At 73.1% G+C, this 21,751-nt stretch carries 21 protein-coding genes and 1 pseudogene; 14 read left to right on the top strand and 8 right to left on the bottom strand.

The genetic code is table 11. The annotated features are described in order from the left end of the window. Nucleotides 1–15: 15 nt before the first annotated feature. Both ABT123_RS01055 and ABT123_RS01060 read right to left on the bottom strand, forming a co-directional pair. Nucleotides 16–684: a response regulator transcription factor gene (locus tag ABT123_RS01055; RefSeq protein WP_502970823.1), complete on the bottom strand. Its 669-nt coding sequence runs from the start codon at nucleotides 682–684 to the stop codon at nucleotides 16–18. Nucleotides 685–703: 19 nt separating this feature from the next. Beyond that, nucleotides 704–1,888, bottom strand: coding sequence for a sensor histidine kinase (locus ABT123_RS01060; protein WP_351307805.1), 1,185 nt, complete (start codon nucleotides 1,886–1,888; stop codon nucleotides 704–706). Nucleotides 1,889–2,045: 157 nt separating this feature from the next. Here ABT123_RS01060 and ABT123_RS01065 point away from each other — a divergent pair, with 157 nt between their 5' ends. From ABT123_RS01065 to ABT123_RS01100, 8 genes and pseudogenes are all read left to right on the top strand, one after another. Next, complete coding sequence (locus ABT123_RS01065) at nucleotides 2,046–2,297, top strand: hypothetical protein (protein WP_351307808.1); 252 nt, start codon at nucleotides 2,046–2,048, stop codon at nucleotides 2,295–2,297. A gap of 194 nt (nucleotides 2,298–2,491) precedes the next feature. Then, nucleotides 2,492–2,674: pseudogene (locus ABT123_RS01070) on the top strand (helix-turn-helix domain-containing protein); the annotation flags it as partial. 180 nt (nucleotides 2,675–2,854) lie between these two features. Next, nucleotides 2,855–3,280 (top strand): hypothetical protein, encoded by a 426-nt coding sequence (locus ABT123_RS01075; protein WP_351307811.1) that lies wholly within the window; start codon nucleotides 2,855–2,857, stop codon nucleotides 3,278–3,280. Nucleotides 3,281–3,351: 71 nt separating this feature from the next. Then, entirely contained in the window at nucleotides 3,352–4,143 is a 792-nt protein-coding gene (locus ABT123_RS01080; RefSeq protein WP_351308188.1) for a transcriptional regulator, read from the top strand. 53 nt (nucleotides 4,144–4,196) lie between these two features. After that, entirely contained in the window at nucleotides 4,197–4,607 is a 411-nt protein-coding gene (locus tag ABT123_RS01085) for a roadblock/LC7 domain-containing protein (protein ID WP_351307814.1), read from the top strand. A 77-nt stretch (nucleotides 4,608–4,684) separates the two neighbouring features. Then, nucleotides 4,685–5,059, top strand: coding sequence for a hypothetical protein (locus ABT123_RS01090; RefSeq protein ID WP_351307817.1), 375 nt, complete (start codon nucleotides 4,685–4,687; stop codon nucleotides 5,057–5,059). A gap of 187 nt (nucleotides 5,060–5,246) precedes the next feature. After that, nucleotides 5,247–8,813, top strand: coding sequence for a bifunctional glycosyltransferase/CDP-glycerol:glycerophosphate glycerophosphotransferase (locus ABT123_RS01095; protein WP_351307820.1), 3,567 nt, complete (start codon nucleotides 5,247–5,249; stop codon nucleotides 8,811–8,813). Between the two features lie 105 nt (nucleotides 8,814–8,918). After that, a complete protein-coding gene (locus ABT123_RS01100) occupies nucleotides 8,919–9,401 on the top strand; it encodes a VOC family protein (protein WP_351307823.1) in 483 nt (160 codons plus the stop codon). 7 nt (nucleotides 9,402–9,408) lie between these two features. On the opposite strand, the gene ABT123_RS01105 is transcribed toward ABT123_RS01100, so the two are convergent. Further along, nucleotides 9,409–10,140 (bottom strand): SIR2 family NAD-dependent protein deacylase, encoded by a 732-nt coding sequence (locus ABT123_RS01105; RefSeq protein WP_351307827.1) that lies wholly within the window; start codon nucleotides 10,138–10,140, stop codon nucleotides 9,409–9,411. 66 nt (nucleotides 10,141–10,206) lie between these two features. Then, a complete protein-coding gene (locus ABT123_RS01110; RefSeq protein ID WP_351307830.1) occupies nucleotides 10,207–10,476 on the bottom strand; it encodes a hypothetical protein in 270 nt (89 codons plus the stop codon). 145 nt (nucleotides 10,477–10,621) lie between these two features. On the opposite strand from ABT123_RS01110, the gene ABT123_RS01115 reads away from it, so the two are divergent. Continuing rightward, nucleotides 10,622–11,269, top strand: coding sequence for a hypothetical protein (locus ABT123_RS01115; RefSeq protein WP_351307833.1), 648 nt, complete (start codon nucleotides 10,622–10,624; stop codon nucleotides 11,267–11,269). Between the two features lie 64 nt (nucleotides 11,270–11,333). Further along, nucleotides 11,334–12,215, top strand: a complete 882-nt coding sequence (locus ABT123_RS01120) for a GNAT family N-acetyltransferase (protein ID WP_351307836.1) — start codon at nucleotides 11,334–11,336, stop codon at nucleotides 12,213–12,215. Nucleotides 12,216–12,284: 69 nt separating this feature from the next. On the opposite strand, the gene ABT123_RS01125 is transcribed toward ABT123_RS01120, so the two are convergent. Then, entirely contained in the window at nucleotides 12,285–12,728 is a 444-nt protein-coding gene (locus tag ABT123_RS01125; protein WP_351307839.1) for a subtilase-type protease inhibitor, read from the bottom strand. Nucleotides 12,729–13,001: 273 nt separating this feature from the next. Between ABT123_RS01125 and ABT123_RS01130 the strand changes: the two genes are divergently transcribed. Together ABT123_RS01130 and ABT123_RS01135 are read left to right on the top strand one after the other, a co-directional pair. Beyond that, nucleotides 13,002–13,841, top strand: a complete 840-nt coding sequence (locus tag ABT123_RS01130; RefSeq protein ID WP_351307842.1) for an ABC transporter ATP-binding protein — start codon at nucleotides 13,002–13,004, stop codon at nucleotides 13,839–13,841. Continuing rightward, nucleotides 13,835–16,270: an ABC transporter permease gene (locus tag ABT123_RS01135; protein ID WP_351307845.1), complete on the top strand. Its 2,436-nt coding sequence runs from the start codon at nucleotides 13,835–13,837 to the stop codon at nucleotides 16,268–16,270. The genes ABT123_RS01130 and ABT123_RS01135 overlap by 7 nt, the downstream gene beginning before the upstream one ends. A 138-nt stretch (nucleotides 16,271–16,408) precedes the next feature. On the opposite strand, the gene ABT123_RS01140 is transcribed toward ABT123_RS01135, so the two are convergent. Then, complete coding sequence (locus ABT123_RS01140) at nucleotides 16,409–16,870, bottom strand: Crp/Fnr family transcriptional regulator (protein ID WP_351307848.1); 462 nt, start codon at nucleotides 16,868–16,870, stop codon at nucleotides 16,409–16,411. A gap of 120 nt (nucleotides 16,871–16,990) precedes the next feature. Continuing rightward, nucleotides 16,991–17,293 carry a hypothetical protein gene (locus tag ABT123_RS01145; protein WP_351307851.1) on the bottom strand — a complete coding sequence of 101 codons (303 nt, stop codon included), beginning with the start codon at nucleotides 17,291–17,293 and terminating at the stop codon, nucleotides 16,991–16,993. 146 nt (nucleotides 17,294–17,439) lie between these two features. On the opposite strand from ABT123_RS01145, the gene ABT123_RS01150 reads away from it, so the two are divergent. Then, nucleotides 17,440–17,847 carry a VOC family protein gene (locus ABT123_RS01150; RefSeq protein WP_351307854.1) on the top strand — a complete coding sequence of 136 codons (408 nt, stop codon included), beginning with the start codon at nucleotides 17,440–17,442 and terminating at the stop codon, nucleotides 17,845–17,847. 141 nt (nucleotides 17,848–17,988) lie between these two features. Then, nucleotides 17,989–20,724: a DNRLRE domain-containing protein gene (locus ABT123_RS01155; protein WP_351307856.1), complete on the top strand. Its 2,736-nt coding sequence runs from the start codon at nucleotides 17,989–17,991 to the stop codon at nucleotides 20,722–20,724. A gap of 7 nt (nucleotides 20,725–20,731) precedes the next feature. Here ABT123_RS01155 and ABT123_RS01160 read toward each other — a convergent pair whose 3' ends face one another. Further along, nucleotides 20,732–21,670 carry a LysR family transcriptional regulator gene (locus ABT123_RS01160; RefSeq protein ID WP_351307859.1) on the bottom strand — a complete coding sequence of 313 codons (939 nt, stop codon included), beginning with the start codon at nucleotides 21,668–21,670 and terminating at the stop codon, nucleotides 20,732–20,734. Between the last annotated feature and the right edge of the window lie 81 nt (nucleotides 21,671–21,751).

Below are 21,751 nucleotides of genomic sequence, written 5' to 3' on the forward strand. Positions count from 1 at the left end.
GGCGCGGCGCGCGCCTCAGCCGACGCCGGACTCGCCCGCGTCGTGGACCAGCAGGGCGATCTGGACCCGGTTGTTCAGGTCCAGCTTGGTGAGGATCCGCGAGACATGGGTCTTCACGGTCGGCAGCGACAGGTACAGCTCGCGCGCGATCTCCGCATTGGAACGGCCGCGTCCGACGGCGAGCGCGACCTCCCGCTCCCGGTCCGCCAGCAGGGCCAGCCGGGCCCGGGCGGCCTCGGCCCGGGCATCGCGGCCGGTCAGCCCCGCCACTTGGTCGATCAGTGCCTGGGTGACGGCCGGGGACAGCACCGGCTCCCCGGCCATCACCCGACGCACCGCGGACACGATCTCCTGTGGCGGGGTGTCCTTCAGCAGGAACCCTGCGGCCCCGGCCCGCAGGGCGCGCAGCACGTGCTCATCCGTGTTGAAGGTGGTCAGTACGATCACCTCGGGCGCGCCGGGCCGGGCCCGCAGGGCCTCGGTCGCCGCCAGCCCGTCCGTGCCGGGCATCCGGATGTCCATCAGTACCAGGTCAGGGGAGTGCGCCGCGACCAGCGCGGGCACCTCCGCCCCGTCGGCGGCCTCCCCGACCACCTCCACCTCCGGCGCCCCGCCGAGCATCAGGCGTAGCCCGGCCCGCACGATCGGGTCGTCGTCGACCAGCAGCAGCCGGATCACGGGCATCACGGGCATCAGGGGCACCTCACGGTTCTGGGTCGGCCGGCCCCCAGGGTAGCCAGGCCGCCACCCGGAACTCCCGGCTCTCCACCCCGTATTCCAGCCGCCCCCCGGCCAGCCGGGCCCGTTCGCCCAGCCCGAGCAGCCCCTGCCCGCCGGGCTCCGCCACCGTCGCTGCCGTGCCCGTGCCCGTCCCCGCCGGCGGCGGCGTGCACGGGTTGACGACCTCCACCGTCAGCCCCCGGCCCGGGCCGCCGGTGACGGACAGCCGGACCGGGGCCGCCGGCGCGTGCTTGCGCGCATTGGTCAGCGCCTCCTGCACGATCCGGTACGCGGCCCGGCCGACGGCGGGCGCCGGCGCGGGCAGGTCCGCCGGCAGGGGCCCGCACTCCACCCGCATGCCCGCCGCCCGGGACTCCGCCAGCAGTTCCGCGATCCCGGCCAGATCCGGCTGCGGACGGTCGCCGAACTCCCCGGGTGGGGACCGCAGCACCCCGATCACCTCGCGCAGGTCCTGCAACGCCTGGTGTGCGCTTTCCCGGATGACACCCGCGGCCCGGGCGATTTCGTCCCGCGGCGCCGACGGGTTGAACTCCAGCGCCCCCGCGTGCACGCTCAGCAGCGACAGCCGGTGCCCCAGCACGTCGTGCATCTCGCGCGCGATCTCCTCACGGGCCTGCCGCTGCGCCCGTTCCGCCCGCAGCGCCGCATCGGCCTCCGCCAGCTCCGCCCGTTCCCGCAGTGAATCCACCAGCTGCCGCCGGGACCGCCGGTACAGGCCCCACCCGATCGCCGCCGCGATCAGCGTGAAGTACGTCAGGGCCGAGCCCGCCCGGTCCTCCGCCATCCCCGGCAGCTGCGCCAGGAACACCGGCAGCGGGGCGAAGGCGACCGCGGTCACCCAGGCCGTCACCCGCCACGGCCGGGTCGCGGCCACCGTGAACACCGCCACCAGGGCCGGGCCGGTCAGGTAGTGCGCCCAGGCGCCGCCCAGCAGCAGGACCACGGCGAGCTGCACCGGCCATCGCCGCCGCAGGAACACCGAGAGGCAGCCCAGCGCACCGGCCAGCAGATCCGCCGCCCGCCAGGCGGGGGAGAGATCCGCGGGCACCGGCACGGCCTGCGTGGTGAGGGCGGCGAAACAGCAAGCGAAGACAAACAGTCCCAGGTCGGCGGCCCAGTCACGGCGGGTCCGGTGGAGGGTGTGCATACCGCGGAATCTACGCGGGGCGGACGGCAGCGGCCGGGTCCGCGCCCCGATCGGATACTTAAGTACGACAGGCCCGGTCCCGGCCGCCATCCTTGGTCGAGGCACCGCCACCGGAGGGCCGACGCCGGTCCGGCCCGCCCCCGCCTACGGTCGGGGCATGACCTCCTCCGATGCGAACTCCGCACCGTCGCACCCGCTCAAGACCCTGTTCGGGATCGCCGCCTTCGTCCTCGTCGTGGGCGGCGCCTTCGGCCTGCTGCACGAATGGCTCGGCTGGATCCGCTTCTTCGGCTTCGTCCGCTTCCTGGTTCCGGACGGCCACGAGGTCCTCGGCCATGCGGTGCTGATCGTCCTGGGCCTGGCGCTCGGTGCGGCCGGCGACCTGATCGGCCGGCGTAACCGCGGCTGACCGACCGGGCAATAGTTGATCTTATGCTCAGGTTTACGCGAGTCAGCTTGGTTTTGGCGGGGCTGAGCCACTTTGATGGGTTTGCCAGGCCTCGTACAGAAGCAGGGGGACCACTCATGGGCAGCACTGATCACAAGGACGACCTCAAGGACGAGTTCAAGGACGACGCCAGGGACCGGGACAGCGCGCCCACCCTGATCTGCTCCGTACAGCGCGCGTTGCGACTGGTGGAGGCGATGCACGCCGAAGGCGGTGCGACGGCCAAGCGGCTCGCCCGGCTGACCGGCATTCCGCTTCCCACCGTGTACCACCTGCTGCGTACCCTGAGCCACGAGGGCTATGTGCAGCGCGAGGGCGGGGCGTTCCGGCTGTCGGACGGTCTTCCGCTTGCTTCTTGATCCATCCCAGCCGGATTCGGCCAATCCCGGTCCGCTTCCGTGCATGTTCCGTTGGAAAATGCCAGAACACCCTTCCGCAGTGTGGAAGTTGAGTAAGTTCCTCTCTGTCGCCGCCGTACGACCGTGCGCTACGGACATTTGGCCGGGAGGGGAGCCCGCGTGCCCGGGATTGACGAATGCCTGCTCGAAGCCATGACGCTGCCCGGTGCCCGCGGGGCAGCGCTGGTGGACTGGAGCAGCGGGCTGGCCCTGGGGACCGTGGGGGAGTCGCCCGTCGGCGACCACGAGACCACCGCGGCCGAAACCGCCGAACTGGCCCGGGCGGCGGCCGAATACGAGTCCTTCGCGGCCGTCCCGCCGGAGCAGGCCGCCGGCGCAGAGTCGCCCGAGCCGCCCGGAGCAGGCGGACCGCCCGTCGAGGACCTGATCGTCACCACCCGCAGCGGCTACCACGTGCTGCGCTTCGTAGAAACCAGCTTCGACAGCAGCGTCTTCCTGCACCTGTGGCTGGACCGCGCCGACGGGAACCTCGCCCTCGCCCGCATCCGACTCCGCGACCTGGCCGAGGGACTGGTACTCAGATGACCGGCACACCCATGACCGGCAGACCCCTGACCGGCACCTCCATAGCCGGCACACCCATGATCGGTACACGCATGACCGGTGCCCAACTCACCGTCCCCGACCCCGCCGTGGTCTCCCCGCTGCTCACCCGGCTCGCCGCCGAACGCGCCACCGGCGCCCTGTTACGCGACCGGGGCACCCTCTTCCTGGAAGACGGCCGGATCGTGCACGCGGAGAGCCCGGCCACTCCGGGCCTGGACGTGCTCCTCACCAGTGGCGGCGGGCTCACCCCCGAGCGCTGGCGGGAGGCCGTGGACCGGGCCGGAGCCCGCCGCCAGGTGGCCCGCTTCCTGGTCGACAGCGGCGGCCTGGCCGGCGGCGAACTGGAGATCTGCCATATCGCCGCCATGTACGACGCCGCCTTCTTCGCCCTCTCGCCCGGCTCGGGACCCTCCCGGTTCCGGCGCGGCGCCACCCACTGGATCGGCTCCGTCCACTCCGTCCCGGCCGCCGCGGTGGAGCGCGAGACCCGGCGCCGCCGCGAGCTGCTGGACGCGGTCTGGCCCTATCCGGCCCTGGACACCGCCCCGGTGGTGCCCCGCCCGGCCGCCCCCGGCCAGACGGTGACCTGCCGTCAACGGGCCCTGCTCCGCCATACGGACGGCATACGCACCCCGGCCGAACTCGCCTGGACCCTCGGCCGGCCCGCCTTCCACACTCTCCTCGATGTCCGGCGGCTCGCCGCGGCCGGACTGGTCGAGACCCCGCACGCGCCGGTCCCCCGGCCGGCCGCGGCCCCCCTGCCCGACTGGGTCACCGAGGCCCAGAGCCCGGACGTGGCGCTGCTCCGACGGTTACGCGACGCACTGGAGGCAAGCCTGTGAGGCTCCCGCTGCGCCCACGCGCGGACCGGCGCCAGCCCGAAAGGAGAACGGTGATGGTGCCTGCCGAAGCCGAAGCCGAGATACTCGCCGAGCTCCGGCGGCTGCGGGCCCGCGTCCCCCAGCTCACCGGAGCCCTCGCCGCCAGCGCCGACGGCCTGGTACTGGCCCGGGACACCGCCGCCACCGAGGCCGAAGCCGTGGCCGCGCTGACCGCCGCTGCCCTCGGCGTCGCCCAGCGGCTCGCCGACACCACCGGCCAGGGCGGCTTCCGTGAACTTCTGGTCCGCGGCGAAAACGGCTACGTCGCCACCTACGCCGCCGGCGAGGCGGCCGTGCTGACCCTGATGGCAGAACCCCGCGCCAACGTCGGCCGCCTCCATCTGGAGGCCCGCCGCTCCAGCCTGCACATCGCCGAGGTCATCGACGACACCCTCGGCCGCCGGGGTCCCGGCGGTCGCCCCTGAACCCTCACACCCCCGTACGCCGGCAGGCCCGTATGCCTCCGGCACCACCCACCAGATAAGTCTGAAGGAGAAAACCCATGGCCAACGTGGACGCCGTCCTCAAGGAAGCCATCACCACCATCGACGGAGCCCTCGGCGCCGCCCTGGTCGACTACGGCAGCGGCATGGCCCTCGGCATGGCCGGCGGCGGCAAGGACCTGGACCTGAACGTCGCCGCCGCCGGCAACACCGATGTGGTCCGCGCGAAGGTCCGTACCATGGAGCTGCTCAAACTCCAGGACGAGATCGAAGACATCCTGATCACCCTCGGCACGCAGTACCACCTGATCCGGCTGCTGAAGGGGCGCAGCGCCCAGGGGCTGTTCCTGTACCTGGCTCTGGACAACAAGCGCGCCAATATGGCGATGGCCCGGCACCAGCTGAAGAAGATCGAGGCGGGGCTCGAGGTCTGAGCTTCTTCGACGGAGCTGTCACCAGCGGGTCACAGTCCGGCGGCGGGTGGCTTAAATCTGGCCACCCGCCCCGCCGACCTGCCGTTATATGACCCCATTCGCCAGGATTTCACAAAGTCATTACCGCGTAAGATGTTGTACTTAGCTGATCATTGACTGACAAAATCCGCTGGAGAGCCCGCACCCCATGTCCCCGCGCCTGAGCATCGTCGTCCCCGTCTACAACGTCGAGCTCTATCTCGACGAGTGCCTGGAATCCCTCGCGGCACAGACATTCCGTGACTTCGAGGTCGTCATGGTCGACGACGGCTCCACCGACTCCAGCGCCGTGATCGCCAAGGCCTTCGCCGCCAAGGACAAGCGGTTCCGCCTGGTCATGCAGGAGAACGCGGGGCTCGGCGCCGCCCGCAACGTCGGCGCCCGGCACATTTCCGCGGGCAGCGAGTACCTCGCCTTCGTCGACAGTGACGACACCATGCCGGACAACGCCTACCAGCTGATGATCGACACGCTGGACGGGACGGGCTCCGACTTCGTCGCGGGCAACGTGCTGCGGTTCCGCTCCGTCGGCATGAACCAGTCCTGGGGCCACAAGGCACCCTTTGCCAAGACCCGGCTGAAGACCCACATCTCGAAGTTCGCGCCGCTGGTCACCGACCGCACCGCCTGGAACAAGGTCTACCGCCGGACCTTCTGGGACAAGCACGGCTTCCAGTACCCGGAGGGCATCCTCTACGAGGACGCCCCGGTCAGCATCCCCGCGCACTACTTCGCCGGCAGCGTGGACATCCTCAGCGACGTCGTCTACCACTGGCGGGTCCGGGAAACCGGTGAGCGCTCCATCACCCAGCGCTCCACCGACCCGGTCTCCCTCACCGACCGCGTCACCTCCGTCCGCCTGGTCCGCGAGGCCCTCAAGGGCAAGGAGGGCGCCGAGTACGCCAAGTACCTGCGCGAATACGACTACAACGTACTGATCGAAGAGCTCCCGCTGATCTACAAGTACGTCCCGGAGGGCGGCGAGGACTTCCGCGCCGCCTTCGTCAAGGACGTCGGCAGCCTGGTCCGCGAGATCGGCACCAAGCCGTGGGCCGACCTGGCCGTCGGCGACCGCCTCAAGGCCTACTTCGCCCGCGAGGGCCGAGTCGAGGACTTCATCGCCCTGCTCGAGCACCAGGAGGAATTCTCCTGGAGCATCCCGGTCAAGGGCTTCGCCCGCCCGCAGGCCGACTACCCCTTCCTCCAGGGCCGCCCGCCCGTCCCCGCCGCGCTGCTCGCCGTCGGCCGCCGCGAGCGCCGCCTGGTCAGCGGCCTGGAGACGGTCGCCTGGGCCGACGGCAAGCTGCTGCTCCGCGGCTGGGGCTTCCCCGGCCAGCTCGGCGCCGAAAGCCGGCTGCGGTCCCGCAAGAAGCTCGTCTTCCGCGAGAAGGGCCAGCGCCGCAAGGTGGTCGTCGGCGCCCGTACGATCGCCAACCCGCAGGTCAGCGCCAACCACGCGCACCTCGCGCTCCGCCACGCCGACTGGGCCGGCTTCACCGCCGTCCTCGACCCCACCACCTTCCAGCAGGGCGGCGAGTGGCAGGACGGCGTCTGGAACGCCTCCATTGTGGTCAAGGACGTCGCGATCCCCTATCAGGCCCGGCTCAAGGCGGGCGAGCACGACAGCGCCCAGGCCCCGCCGGCCCACTGGGTGAACCAGGACGTCCGGATCGTCGCCGCCACCGCCGGCAACGCCCTCTCCCTGAAGGTGGAGAACGTCAAGGCCCGCGTCCTCGGCGCCAAGCCCGTCGGCAGCGGCTCCGTCTCGGTAGCCGGCGAACTCGCACAGAACCCCGGCGACGGCGCGGTCCTGCGGGCCGAGCACCAGGCCACCGGCACCGTCCTCACCTTCCCGCTGGAGCTCGGGGCCCTCGCCGGCAACGGCCGCACCCCCTTCACCACCCGGGTGCCGGTCGCCGACCTCGCCGCCGTACCCGACCGCGAGGTCGAGCCCGGCCACTGGACCCCCGAGCCCTGGAGCCTGTGCATCGAGAAGGGCGACGGCTCCCGGCTGGACCTCGCGCACGACGAGCGCGGCGGCTTCCACGGCCTGGTCGTGCCCGTCCCGGGCGACACCACCGGCCGCTCCCTGTTCCTCAAGCGCACCGCCGTCGGCTTCCTGCAGTTCTGCATGCAGCCCTCGCCGCCGCTGGTCGACCGGGCGAGCGCCGAGGACGGCGTCTTCACCCTCGGCGGCGTCTTCCACAAGCCCGCCGACGACGAGTACGAGCTCGTCCTGCACAACTGGCGCGGCGAGGAGTACAGCTACCCGGTCAGCACCGCGGACGGCCGCTTCGAGGCCGTCTTCAAGCCGGTCCTGCCGGAGGCCTTCGCCGGGAACACCACCCTCCCCGAGGGCCGCTGGTGGCCGACCCTGCGCCCGATGAGCCAGGCCGGCACCACCGCGGGCCTGCTCGGCGTCGACCGCGGCGCCCCGGTCCAGATGATCGCCCCCGCCCTGGGCGCCGGCCCGGTCGCGGCCACGGTCGACGGCCGCCGGATGCGGGTCGAGGCCCGCTTCTACGACCGTATGGCCCTGGTCGCCGACTCGCTGCGCACCCCGCACGACCGCGCCCGGTTCCACCAGCGCGTCATGCGCGACGAGACCTACCCGCAGCTGCGCACCGCCCCGCTGCGCGACGTGGTCGTGTACTCCACCTTCCAGGGCAACGCCGCAGGCGACTCCCCGCTCGCCATCCACCGCGAGCTGGTCCGCCGCGGTGAGCAGCTGGAGCACATCTGGCTGGTCAACGACGGCCGCGCCGAGGTCCCCGCGACCGCCCGCGCCGTGGACCCGGCCTCCCAGGAGGCCTGGGAACTGCTCGCCCGCGCCCGGTACTTCGTCACCAACGACAGCGTCCCCGGCTGGTTCAAGCGCCGCGAGGGCCAGACCGTCGTCCAGACCTGGCACGGCACCCCGCTCAAGCAGATCGGCCACGACTTCATCCACGACTACTACACCAGCCCCGGTGTACTGGAGGCGCTGGAGCACGACAGCGCCCAGTGGACCCTGCTCGCCTCCCCGAGCAGCTTCGCCACCCCGGTCCTCACCCGCGCCCTCGGCTTCAAGGGCGAGGTGCTGGAGGTCGGCAGCCCGCGCACCGACGCCCTGGTCAACCGGGACGAGGCCCGGGCCGCAGAGGTCCGCCGCCGACTCGGCCTGCCCGAGGGCAAGAAGGTCGTCCTGTACGCCCCGACCTGGCGCGAGAACCGCGAGGGCTGGAGCGGCGGCTACAAGCTCGACCTGCGCATCGACCTCGACGCGGCCCGCCGCGAGCTCGGCGAGGACCACGTCCTGCTGGTCCGCGGTCACTACCGGGTCAACGAGCAGCTCCGGGACTCGGTCCGGGACGGCTTCGTGGTGGATGTCTCCCGCTGGCCCGACACCGCCGACCTGCTGCTCGTCGCCGACGTCCTGATCAGCGACTACTCCTCGGTGCTGTGCGACTTCGCGCTCACCGACAAGCCGATCCTGCTCTTCACCTACGACCTGAAGCACTACCGCGACACCCTGCGCGGCTTCACCTTCGACTACGAGGAGAAGGCCCCCGGCCCGCTGCTCGAGGACTCGGAGAGCCTGATCGCCGCGGTGCGCAATGCCGAGGCGCTGGGCGCGGAGTACGCCGGGGCGCGGGCCGCCTTCCGGGCCGGCTTCGCCGACCTCGACCGGGGCGACGCCACCGCCAAGGTCGTCGACCGGATGCTCGGGAAGTAACCCGTACGAATGCTTCTGCCGGTCCGGCCCCGGGTCACCGATGAATTTCGGGCCCGGGGCCGGTCTGTATGTGCGAGAAGGTCCACCACTCGCCAGGAGGCAGTCATGAGCGGCAACGGGTTCACCACGTGCCTGTGGTTCGACGGCAAGGCCGAGGAGGCTGCCGCGTACTACGTCTCGGTGTTCAAGGACGGCAGGATCGGCCGGATCGACTACTACACGGAGGCGGGACCGGGTGAGCCCGGCTCGGTCGTGACCGTCGAGTTCGAGATCAACGGGCAGAAGTTCGTGGCCCTTGACGGCGGGCCGGAGTTCACCTTCAACGAGGCCGTCTCCTTCATGATCGAGTGCGCCGACGAGGCGGAGGCCGACTACTACTGGGACGCCCTCACCAAGGACGGCGGCCAGGGGGTCGCCTGCGGCTGGCTCAAGGACAAGTACGGGGTGTCCTGGCAGGTCACCCCGGCCGAGGCGATGGAACTGCTCCGCGACCCGGACCCGGCACGGGCGGCCCGGGCCACCAAGGCCATGCTGACGATGAAGAAGCTGGACGTGGCGGCCATGCGGAAGGCCGCCGACGGCGGCTAGGCGTCCGTCACCCGTCGGCGGCGATCCGCCGCAGCAGCTTCGGCAGCGCCGTACCGATGGGTTCCCGTACGACCTCCTCGGCGAGCGGGTCGTACGGGGTCTCCTCGGCGTTGACGATGATCAGCCGGGCGCCGTGCTCCGCGGCGATCCCGGCCAGCGAGGCGGCGGGCTGTACCTGGAGGGTGGTCCCCACGGCGATGAAGATCTGGCAGCCCTTCGCCACGGCCATGGCCTGCGCGAGCACCTCCGGGTCCAGCCGCTCGCCGAACATGACGGTGGCCGACTTCAGGATCCCGCCGCAGCCCAGGCAGGCCGGATCGGGTTCCCCGGCGGCCACCCGGCGCAGCGCCTCGTCCATGCCGGACCGGGCGTGGCAGCGGGTGCAGACCACGGCCCGCGTGGTGCCGTGCAGCTCGAAGACCTTCCGGTCGGGCAGTCCGGCGAGCTGGTGCAGGCCGTCCACGTTCTGGGTGAGCACCCGGACCGGGGTCCCGCCGCGCTCCAGCTCGGCCACGGCGAGGTGGGCGGCATTGGGCTTGGCGTTCCGGGCGGCGGCCTCGGCGCGCATCAGCCAGGAGCGCCGCCGGATTTCGGGGTCCGCCATGTAGTACGCGTAGGTGACGAGCTTTTCGGCCTCGGGGTCGCGCTTCCAGAGCCCGTTCGGCCCCCGATAATCCGGAATTCCGGAATCCGTGGACATTCCGGCCCCACTGAGCAATGCGACGAGCGGCTTTCCCATAGCGCGACTGTACGAACTCCCGGATGGCGTTGGCCACCGGAATACGCGGGGCGCCCGGCGCGGGCCCTACCAGGCCGTGAACACCAGGCCCGCCGTCGCCGCCCACACCAGACCGACCGAGGCCAGCAGCGTCTGCAGTTCCCGGCCGGCCGTGGCGAACCGGGCGGTGAGACCGAGCGTGCCGGCCGCCCCGGCCAGCAGCCCGAGGCCCGCGGCGAGCAGTCCGGGCAGGGGCACCAGCAGCACGGCGGCCAGCGCCGGCCCGGCACCGCCGAGCACTGTCAGTCCGTAGAAGACCACCGCGACCTGCCGCGCCGCGCGACTCTCGACGAGCACCGCGCCCCCCTGCCTGCTGTTGTGCCTGCCACCTACCTGCGCTGGGAGCATGCCTCACGGCGGAGGGGTCTAACCGGGCGAACTCGCCGCTGCGCCAGGCATAATCGGCTGTCCGCCGTGCCCGTCCGGTCGCCTGGAGATCCGCGTGATACGCCGCCCCGCCCCCCTCACCGCCGCTGCCGCCGTCCTCACCGCGGGACTGCTCGCGCTGACCGCCTGCGGTACGACCAGAACCACGGCCGGTTCGGACGGCGCCGGCGGCGGCTCCGCCCCGGCCTCCGCGGCCCCGTCGGCCAAGCCCGACTACGTGGTCGCGGCCGAGGCGTCCGCCGCCGCGGCACAGCAGCGCCACGACCGGCAGTTCCCGGACATCGTCGCCCGCTGCAAGGACGCCGTTGCCGCGGCGAGCCCGTCGGCGAGCGGGGCGACCGGGGGCCCGGTGGACCCCGAGGCGGCCAAGTACGCCGAGAACCACGCCTACAAGACGAAGGGCGAGCTGAGCCCCGAGGCCGAGTGCACGGGCCGGGCCCACGCCGCCCGGATCACCAAGTCCCTGGCCGGGGCCGGGAAGACCACCCCGGCCACCGAGGCCGACCTCCGGAAGGCACTGGAGAAGCTCGGCTACCCGACCGCCTCGGGCGAGGTGTTCCGCTCCGGCGGCGCCCTGGGCTTCGCCTTCTTCGTCGACGGCTCGGGTGCCTGTGTCACCGGCCGGCTGGACACTCCGCCCCGGGTCGAGGCCCACGGCCCCTACATGGAAGGCGGCTGCCAGGAACCCCGCGGCGGCCACTGACCGGTGACGCGATCCGGCTGCTGCTGTTCCCGCGGACCGGCCGGGGTCTGGTACAACACCCGCCATGACGGGATTCGAGATCGCCGGCGCGAGCGCCGCCGACATGGCACTGTTCCGGGACTGGTCCGATGACGAGGGCTGGAACCCGGGGGACACCGACCGGTTCGCGTTCGCCGTCGCCGATCCGGAGGGTTTCCTGGTCGGGCGGCTCGACGGGGAGCCGGTGGCCTGCATCTCCGCCGTCCGCTACGGCGCCGGGTTCGGCTTCATCGGCTTCTACATCGCCCGGCCCGCGTTTCGCGGCCAGGGGTACGGGATCCAGCTGTGGCGGGCCGGCATGGAACGGCTGGACGGCCGGCTGATCGGCCTCGACGGGGTGGTCGAGCAGCAGGACAACTACCGCACGTCCGGGTTCCGTCCGGCCTGGACCAATATGCGCTACGAGGGGGTGCCGCAGGGCTCCGGCCCCTCCGGCCCCCTCTTCGGCGCCGCCGCCGGTGCCGGTGCCGGAGGTTTCGAGGTGGTGGATGCCGCCTCGCTGCCCTTCGCCCGACTCGCCGCGTACGACCGCCGGTTCTTCCCGGAGCCGCGTGACGCCTTCCTCGCCGCCTGGACCGGACTCCCCGGCCGGACCGGGCTCGCGGTCGTCCGCGACGGCCGGATCGAGGGCCTCGGCGTGGTCCGTCCGAGCAGCACAGCCGCCCGGATCGGACCCCTGTACGCCGCCACGCCCGCCGTTGCTGCCGCGCTGATCCGGGGGCTGGCCGGCCGGGTGCCCGGCGGGGCCGTGGCCCTGGACGTGCCCGATGCCAACCCGGCTGCGGCGCCCCTGATGGCCGAGCTCGGCCTGGCACCGACCTTCGAGACCGCCCGGATGTACACCGGGCCCGCGCCCGAGGTGGACCTGGCCGGGCTCTACGGGGTGACCAGCCTCGAGCTGGGCTGAGCTGGGCGAGTGGTCACGGGTCCGGCCGCTGCCGCCGGCCGGACCCGTGACCGGAGTGACCGGCCGCCGTCAGAAGCCGAACAGCACGCCGCTGCCGGCCCGGAACGCGCACGGGTTCGCGAAGGTGTGCTCGAAGCTGACCAGTTGGCCCTCCCAGACCCCGGCCGCCGTCACCGACATCGGGTCCCACTCCCGGGTACAGGCGATTTCCTGGCCGCCCTCGGTTATCGCCGAGAACTCGCCCTGCTGCGCGCGTAATTCGGCGCAGGCGGCGGCCGGGGCCGGGTGCGTGCCGGACGGGCCGGGCATGCAGGAGAGGGTGACCGCCCGCAGCACCGTCCCGTACGCCGGGTCCTCACCGGCGCTGAGGGAGAGCACCAGCGCCGACGGCGCGTAGAGGCTTTCGGTGCCGGCCGGGGCCGCGCCGGCCGGGCCGGAGGCGGCCAGCGCGGTGACCGCGGTGAGCGCCATGGCGGCGGACGAAAGCCCCAGACTGCGTGCGATGGATCGCATTGCGAACACTCCTCGGTTGGTTGTGCCGGATAACGGACAGGAGTCTTGCTCACGTTGGCCGCGCGCGCTTCCCGGCGGCACCAATTCCGGTCACCCGCCGTGACCGCATGTGTGCAGAGTGCGGCCATGCCGGTGGTGTCCACCTGCGGCGCAGCCGTCCGCGGATTCGGCCGAAGCCCGCCTGAACCGACCCCGGGGGTAGGGCCTGCCCCACCCCCGGGACTCGGTCCAGGCGTGATGTGCCGGGCCCGCCGCGCCGGTTGAGTGGAGGCCATGCGAAACGATGCGCTGAACACGGCCTCGGGAACATCCGCCACATCCGCCACACCCGGCACACCCGGCACTCCGGCGGTCCGGTTGCGGGAGGTCAGCCGGGTCCACGGCACCGGCGGCCACGCCGTCACCGCCCTGGACCGGGTCTCCCTGAGCCTCCCCCGGGGCAGCTTCACCGCCGTCATGGGCCCTTCCGGTTCCGGCAAGTCCACCCTGCTGCAGTGCGCGGCCGGCCTCGACCGGCCCACCTCCGGCTCCGTGACGGTCGGCGGTACCGAGCTCACCGGGCTCAGCGAGACCCGGCTGACCCTGCTGCGCCGGGACCGGATCGGATTCGTCTTCCAGGCCTTCAACCTGCTGCCCGCGCTGACGGCCGAACAGAACGTCGCTCTGCCGCTCCGCCTGGCCGGCCGCCGGCCCGCCGGAGCCGAGGTGCGCGAGGTCCTGGAACGGGTGGGCCTCGGCGCCCGCGCCAAGCACCGTCCGACCGAGCTCTCCGGCGGCCAGCAGCAGCGGGTGGCCCTGGCCCGCGCCCTGATCACGCGCCCGGAGGTGCTGTTCGGCGACGAGCCGACCGGCGCGCTCGACTCGCAGACCGGCCGGGAGGTGCTCAGGATGCTCCGCGCCATGGTGGACACCGAAGGGCAGACCGTGGTCATGGTCACCCACGACCCGGTTGCCGCCTCGTACGCGGACCGGGTGGTCTTCCTGGTCGACGGCCGGATCCACGGAGAGCTCGCAGGCGCAGGCGCAGGCGCAGGCGCGAATGCCGAGGCCATCGCGGCCCGGATGACCCGCCTGGAGTCCGCCCCGGCCCGCCCGGAGGCCGTCCCGTGCTGACCGCGGCCCTCGGCACCCTGCGCACCCGCTGGGTCACCTTCATCGGCAGTTTCCTCGCCCTCGCCCTCGGCGTCGGCCTCCTCACCACCATGGGCCTCGGACTCGCCGCGAGCCTGGAGGCCCCCGAACGGCAGCCCGAACGGTTCGCCCGGGCCGCCGTGGTGGTCCAGGGCACCGACGTCCTGCGGGTGCCCACCCCCATCGGCGACCGCACCCGGACCCTCGAACACCCGCGGCCCGTGCCGCTCGCCCTCGCCGGCCGGCTGGGCGGGCTCGGCCCCACCGTGGCCGACCGCAGCTTCCCGGTCCGCGCCCCCGGCGCCCCCCGGGACCTGGTCGGCCACCCCTGGTCGACCGCGGCCTTCGCCCCGTACGAGATCCGGCACGGCCGCGCTCCACAGGCCGAGGGCGAGGTCCTCGCCACCGGCGACTGGGCCCGGCCCGGACAGCGGCTCACCACCGACCGCGGGCCGGTCACCGTGGTCGGCACCGCCCCCGGCCTCGGCTTCGAGAACGCGCTGTTCTACCCCGATGCCCAGGCCGCCCGCCTGTCGCCCGCCATCGACCGGCTCGTCGTCACCGCCGATCCGGCGGCCGTCGAGGCCGCGGCCGGGCCCGGCTTCCGGGTGCTCACCGGGACCGACCGCCGGTACGCCGACCCCGACCCCGAGCGTGACGCCGAGGCCCTGGTCGCCGTCAATGCCCTGCTCGGCACGGCCGGCGGAGTGACCGGATTCGTCTCCGTCTTCGTCGTCGCCTCCACCTTCGCCTTCGCCGTCGCCCAGCGCCGCAAAGAGTTCGCGCTGCTGCGCACCGCCGGCGCCACTCCGCCGCAGATCCGCCGGACGGTCCTCGCCGAGGCGGTGCTGGTCGGCACGCTCGCCTCGGCGGCCGGCTGCCTGCTCGGTGCCGCCGGGGCACCCGTCCTGGCCCGCCGCCTGGCGGAGGAGGGGATCGCCCCGCGCTGGTTCGCCATCGGCGACCACATCTGGCCCTACCACCTGGCCTTCTGGACCGGCCTGCTGGTCGCCCTGGCCGGGGCCGCCACCGCCTCCTGGCGGGCCGGCCGGGTCGGCCCCGTCGAGGCGCTGCGGGCCGCCGCCGTCGAGACCGGGGCGATGACCCGGGGCCGCTGGGCCGGCGGACTGACCCTGCTCGCCGCCGGACTCGGACTGCTCGCCTACGCCCTGCTCACCGACCCCGCCGAGCTGCCGCACCGCAAGACCTACACCAGCCGCCCGATGCTGCTGATCGTGGCCTTCGCGCTGCTCGCCCCGGTGCTGGTCCGGCCGCTGACCCGGCTGCTCGCCTGGCTGCCGGCGCAGCTGCCGGGCGCCGGCGGCATGCTGGTCCGGGAGAACACTGCCGCCGGAGTCCGGCGGACCGCCGCCGTTGCCGCCCCCGTGCTGGTCACCGTCGCCCTCGCCGGCTCCCTGCTCGGCACCACGGCGACCCTGACCGGGGCGAAGACGGCCGAAATCCGCCGCCAGAGCACCGCCGACTTCGTGGTCACCGGCGGGACCGGCTTTGACTCCGCCACCCTGGACCGGCTGCGCGCCGTCCCCGGCGCCGAGGTGTCCACCACTGCCCGGACGGCGCTCTACACCCTGGAGGACGGGGTCGCCCTGATCCGCTCCGAGGCCCGCGCCGCCGATCCGGCGGGCCTGGCCCGGACCGCAGCACTGCCGCTGGCGGCCGGCCGGGTCGAGGACCTCGACGACGACTCCGTGATCGTCAACGCGGAATGGGCCCGGAAGACGGTCGGCTCCCGGGTCGAGGTGTGGCTCGGCGACGGCACCCGAAAGTCCCTGCGGATCGCCGCCGTCCTGCACACCGGCACCGGCAACAACGGGGTCTGGGTCACCCCGGCGAATGCTCCCGGTGCCGCCGTCGACCGGGTGGACGTGGCGGTGGCCGCCGGCGCGGACCGGACGGCCGTGGGCGCGGCCCTGGCCCGCGCCGCGGACCGGACCGGTGCCACCGTGTCGACCAAGGAGCAGTGGGTCGATGCCGTCTCCCCGGCGGCCAAGCGCACCACCCGGATCGGCTTCCTGCTGGTCCTCGGCATCGCCCTGCTCTACACCGGCATCGCCGTGGCGAACACCATGGTGATGGCCACCGCCGACCGCCTCCGCGACCTCGAGGTCCTGCGGCTGGCCGGGGCCACCCGCCGGCAGGTGCTGCGCCTGGTGGCGGGGGAGGCGCTGCTGGTCGTCACGGTCGGCGCGGTCGTCGGGGCACTGGCCGCCGGGGTGAACCTGCTCGGCCTGTGGGGCGCCCTGGGCCTGCTGGAGGCACCCGCCGCCCTCGTGGTCCCCTGGCAGCCCCTCGGGGCCGTGCTGGGCGCCTGCGCGGCGGCAGCGGTGCTCTCCGCGGTGATCCCGGCCGGGCTGGCGCTAGGGGGTGTTCGGGGGGTCAGGGCCGGATAGCCCGGGTCGTCTGGGAGTGTCGGCGACCGACGACAACGCGGCAAGCCGCGGCGCCTGGGGGTCCCCCCGGACGGAGTCTGGGGGAGGGCCGGGCCCGGCCCTGACCCCCCGGACACCCCCTCGGGGCCGGGGCATGGCTCAGATGACCGGGCTGGTCCGCGGCATGGACAGGTCCATCAGCCGGGTCCGGGTCTGGTGCAGCCGCTGGGCGAGCACCCGGCCGACCCAGTGGCCGAGGGCGGATCCGAAGGCGGGATCGGCGTCCATCTGCATCCGCACGGCCGCCCCGTCGAACTCGTACGCCCGGACCGGGGTCATCGCCTCCGCGCCGAGCTGCCAGACGTACGGCGGGAACAGCCAGGACCACCCGACCAGCTCGCCGGGCCCGAGGCTCTCGATGGCGGCCGGGCGGCGGCCGGGAACCGGCAGCTCCAGGGTGACCGTGCCGGACCGCACGATCCAGAAGGACTCGGCCGGGGTCCCTTCGTCGAAGATCCGTGCGCCTTCGGGAAAGTTGACCTCGTGGGCGAGGTTCATCAGCCGGCTGCGGTGCTCGGCCGACAGGACGGCGGCGATGCGCGTGGGGGAAGGTGTGCTCACGACGGCCTCCGATCAGGGCCCCCCGTTCCTCCAGTGTCCGCTGTCGGCCGGAAGAAACGCCTCCGCGGGCCCGGATTCAGCCTGGATGCAGCCCGGACTCAGCCCGGATTCAGCCCGGACTCAGTCCTCGGCCTGGGCCTCCAGGCAGGCCAGCTCCATGGAATCGAGCACCGCCTCGTAGCTGCGCCGGCTGAGCTCGGCCACGTTCTCGATCTGGGCGGTGGCCCACGCGGACAGGGTCATGACCAGCACCCGGAGCCCGTCCGGGCCGTGCTCGGCCAGGATCGCGTCGGCCAGCGCCATGGCTCCTTCGGGCACCCGCTCGGGCGGCTCCAGCCCGACCAGCTCACGCAGCAGTCCGATGGTCCGGCGTGAGATCTCCGGTGTGATCCTGGCCAGCCGGAGGTCTTCCTCTTCGTCCATCAGCCCGCCCCGCCCGTCGTCCGTGCCGCGCCGTTACCCCTCTCCGCACGGTAGAACGCTCCCCGCCGCCAGGGGACGCTTTCCGCAACATCCTGCCGTCCGCTTGCCGTTGGCCGAGGCGAAGTCCGAGATCCTAAAGTCGGATCATGATCCAGGAAATCGACCCCACCGCTCATGTCCGGGTGGCCCGGCCCTCGCGGGACCTCGCCGCCGCGACACGCTTCTACGTGGACGGCCTCGGGCTGACCGTCCTGTGGCGCACCACCGAGCGCGTCCCGGGCGAGCACGACCTGCTGATGGTCGGCCCGCCCGAGGCCGCCTGGCACTTCGAGCTGACGCACGACCCGGACCGGCCGGTGGAGCCGGCCCCGACGGCGGACGACCTGTTCGTGCTCTACCTCGGCAGGCCGGCGGACGAGGCCCTGATCGACCGCCTGACGGCGGCCGGCGGCACCCGGGTCCCGTCCCACAACCCGTACTGGGACGCGTACGGAGTGACGATCGCCGACCCGGACGGCTACCGCCTGGTGCTGTGCTCCCGCACCTGGGGCTGAGTGGCGCGCCCCGGCACCCGGCCGGCGGCGAATCGGTCAAGTCGGGTGCCGAGTGAGGTCCGTAGCCCTATTGTGCGCCCGTACGGATGCCGTACGGGCGCATGACGGACGTACGGTCGATCGCATCGCACTGGGGGGTTCATGCGTACATCCAGGTGGCTGACAACCGCCCTCGCCCTGTCCGTGGCCGGAGCCGGTGCAGGCATCGGGCTGGGCGTCGCACCGGAGGCGGCGGCCATCACGCCGCCCGTGGCCTTCACCGCCGATCCGCTGCCCACCTGGCAGCCCAACGGAATCGTGTGGGCCCTCGCCGAGGCCGGGGGGACCGTGTTCGCCGGCGGGACCTTCTCCGCCGTACGCCCGCCCGCCGGGGCCGGCGGCAGCGAACAGCAGGCCGTGAACTTCACCGCCCTCGACGCCGCGACCGGCGCACCCACGGCCTGCAAGCTGTCCTTCACCATCGGCAGCGGCACCGCCACGGTCCGCGCGCTCGCCCTCTCGCCCGACAAGAAGACCCTGTACGCCGGCGGGTACTTCGGCGCCGTCAACGGCACCCCGGTCAGCAGCCTGGCCGCCATCGACGTGGCCACCTGCACCCCGAAGGCCTCCTTCCGGCCGGCCTTCGCCGCCACCGTCCGCGCCCTCGCCGTCACCGGCGACACCGTCTACGCGGGCGGCGACTTCCTCACCGTCGCCGGGCAGCCGCGGCAGCGGTTCGCCGCCGTCGCTACCGCCGACGGAGCCCTGCGCCCCTTCACCGCCAACGCCGACGAACCGGGCCGGGCCGTCGAGGTCACCCCGGACGGCACCAAGGTTCTGCTCGGCGGGGACTTCTTCACCGTCAACGGGACCAGCACACACGCACTGGCCGTGGTCGACGCCACCAGCGGGGCGCTCACCAAGACCTACCCCGGCTTCATCGAGACCAACTCGGTGGTCAAGGACATCGCCACCGACGCCACCGGCTTCTACACCGCCAACGAGGGCACCGGCGGCGGCGTCTTCGACGGCCGGATCGCCCTGAACCTGGCGGACTTCAGCCAGCGCTGGCGCGACACCTGCCTCGGCGCCACCCAGGCCGTGCTCCCGTACCAGAACGTGCTCTACAGTGCCTCCCACGCGCACGACTGCTCCAGCGTCGGAGAGTTCCCCGACGGGCGCCGCTACCACCTCCTGGCCCAGCCCACCACCAGCGTCGGCAAGCTCGGCTGGGCCCCGGACACCAACGACGGCATCGGCGAGGGCATCGGCCCGCGGGTGATGTCGGTCGGCTCCAAGGGCGGCGTCCAGTACCTGTGGGTGGGCGGCGAGTTCACCACCGTCAACGGCGCGGCCCAGCAGAGCCTCACCCGGTTCGCCTCCACCGGTGACACCGGCGCACCCACCGCGCCCGTGGCGAGCGCGGTGAGCTTCCGGCCCGGCCAGGTGCAGGTCCGCTGGCGCACCAGCCTCGACCTCGACGACAGCCGCCTGACCTACCGGATCTACCGCAACGGAGCCGCGACCCCGGTCGGCACCGTCACCACCGACTCGCTGTTCTTCCTCCGCCCCCAGGCCTCCTGGACCGACACCACGGTCACGGCCGGCCAGACGTACACCTACCGGGTGACGGCCACCGACGCGGCGGGCAACACCAGCGCCCTGTCCGGCACCGCCGCGGTGACCGTCCCGACCGCGCCGGAGGCCTACCCGGACCGGGTCCGCTCGGACGGCGCCGGGCTGTACTGGCGCTGGGACGAGTCCGCCCTGCCGTACGTCGCCGACTCCTCGGACGGCGGCAACACCAGCGGCGTCCACCACAACGCCCCGGCCCTGCGGCAGACCCCCGCGGCCGTGACCGGCGCCAGTACCGCCATCGGGTTCAACGGCACCGACGCGAAGGTGTACAGCGACCGGCGGACCCAGGTGGGCGGCAGCTACACCCTGGAGACCTGGGTGAAGACGGGCACCACCCGGGGCGGCAAGCTCCTCGGCTTCGGCAACAACCAGGACCGCGGCAGCAGCCAGTACGACAAGCACCTGTACATGACCAACGACGGCCGGATCGTGTTCGGCGTCTACACCGGAGCCACCCGGACCATCACCACCGGCGGCACCGACCGCTACAACGACAACACCTGGCACCATGTGGTCGCCACCCAGGGCCCCGGCGGCATGGCGCTGTACGTGGACGGGGTACAGAAGGGCACCCTCAACGTCACCGCCCACGAGAACTTCGCGGGCTTCTGGCGGGTGGGCGGAGACAGCCTGGGCGGCTGGCCGGAGCGCCCGACCAGCGAGTTCTTCGCCGGTCAGCTGGACGAGACGGCCGTCTACCCGACGGTGCTGACCCCCGCGCAGGTGCAGGCACACCACGCCCTGGCCACGGCCCCGGCCCCCTCGGTGGTCCAGCTCACCGCGGCCGAGGACACCTACGCCAACGCGGGCGCCCCGGGCACCAACTACGGCACCTCCGGCTCGCTGGCCGTCCGCGGCACCTCGCTGTACTCCTCCTACCTGCGGTTCAACCTGCCGGCGGCGCCGGCCGGAACCGTGCTGAAGTCGGCCACGCTCAGCGTGAAGACCAGCACCATGGCGGGCGCCGGCACCGCCGACACCGTCTCTGTCGTCCCGGTCACCGGGGCCTGGACCGAGGAGGGCACCACCTACACCAACCGGCCGACCACCGGGGCCCCGGCCCTGGGCGGCTTCGCAGGCATCCCGGACGGCTCGGCGGTACACACCACCGGACTGGACACGGCGGCCCTGTCCGCCGCCCTGGGCGGCAGCTACAGCCTCGCGCTGACCAGCCCGGGGACGGACGCGCTCTGGCTGTGGTCCTCGGAGGCCCCGGCCGGCGAGGGCACCCCGCGGCTGACCCTCACCTTCGGCCCGTAGCGGCGGATTATCCGGGGCCGGGACCGCTCGTGGGCGGTTCCGGCAGCCAGTCGCGGGTCGGGTCGTACTCCAGCCATCGGCTTCGCCCCGCTTCCTCGGCACAGGCGGCGGCGAGGCCGTTCAGCGCCGGGTGTCCGTTTCCGGAGCGCCACAGCAGCGACCAGGCGTACAGCGGCGTGGGATCGACCAGGGGGACGGAGCGCAATCCCGGGACCTGCGGCAGTGGCACATCGGCAGGCACCAGCGAGAAGCGCCGTGGCTCTTCCGCCACCTCGGCGAGGAAGTGGGCGAGCCCCAGGTTGAGGCTCGTGGCCCTGTTCTCGATGCCGAACCGGTCGGCGAACCGGTGGAGGAAGTCGAGCCGGTCCAGTGCACCGGGTGCCCACAGCACGCTGCCCTGCAACTGGTCCGGCCGCAGCGCCGGTTCGGCCGCGAGCGGGTGGTCCGCGCTCAGGACGGCGTCCACCGGTTCGAGGCGGACGAGGCGGTGGGCCAGCCCGGCGGGCAGCGGGGGGTGGACCCGCCCGAACGCCGCGTCGATGTCGCCGTGCAGCAGTGCCGTCGTCACCGACGCCAGATCGCGCCCGTGCCCCAGCGCCAGTTCCCCGGCTCGTCCGGCAACCTGGGCCAGCGTCCGCATCGGCGCGTAGAGGTGCCCCCAGACGTCTACGCGCAGCGGATGTTCCTTCCCGAGCACCGCCGCGACCGCGGCGTCGGCGGCGGCCAGGGTCTGCCGGGCCGGCGCGAGAAAGCGCTGTCCGGCCTCGGTGAGGCGTACTCCGTTGCCGCCGCGCCGGAACAACTCGGTGCCGAGCAGGGATTCCAGCCGCGCGATCCTCTTGGACAGCGCTTGCTGGGAGATCGCGAGCGTCCCGGCCGCCCGGCCGAAGTGCAGTTCCTCGGCGGTGCGCACAAAGGCACGTACCTGCGCCACGTCGAGATCCATGGCTCCCACCCTAGGCGACAACCAGAAGTTGTCGGCCTTGCTTGGTCGTTGTTGGATCGCGGGGCAGCCGTGGGGGTTGCA

Origin of the sequence: Streptomyces sp. NPDC002054, assembly GCF_040296685.1 — a bacterium.
GTDB lineage: Bacteria > Actinomycetota > Actinomycetes > Streptomycetales > Streptomycetaceae > Streptomyces.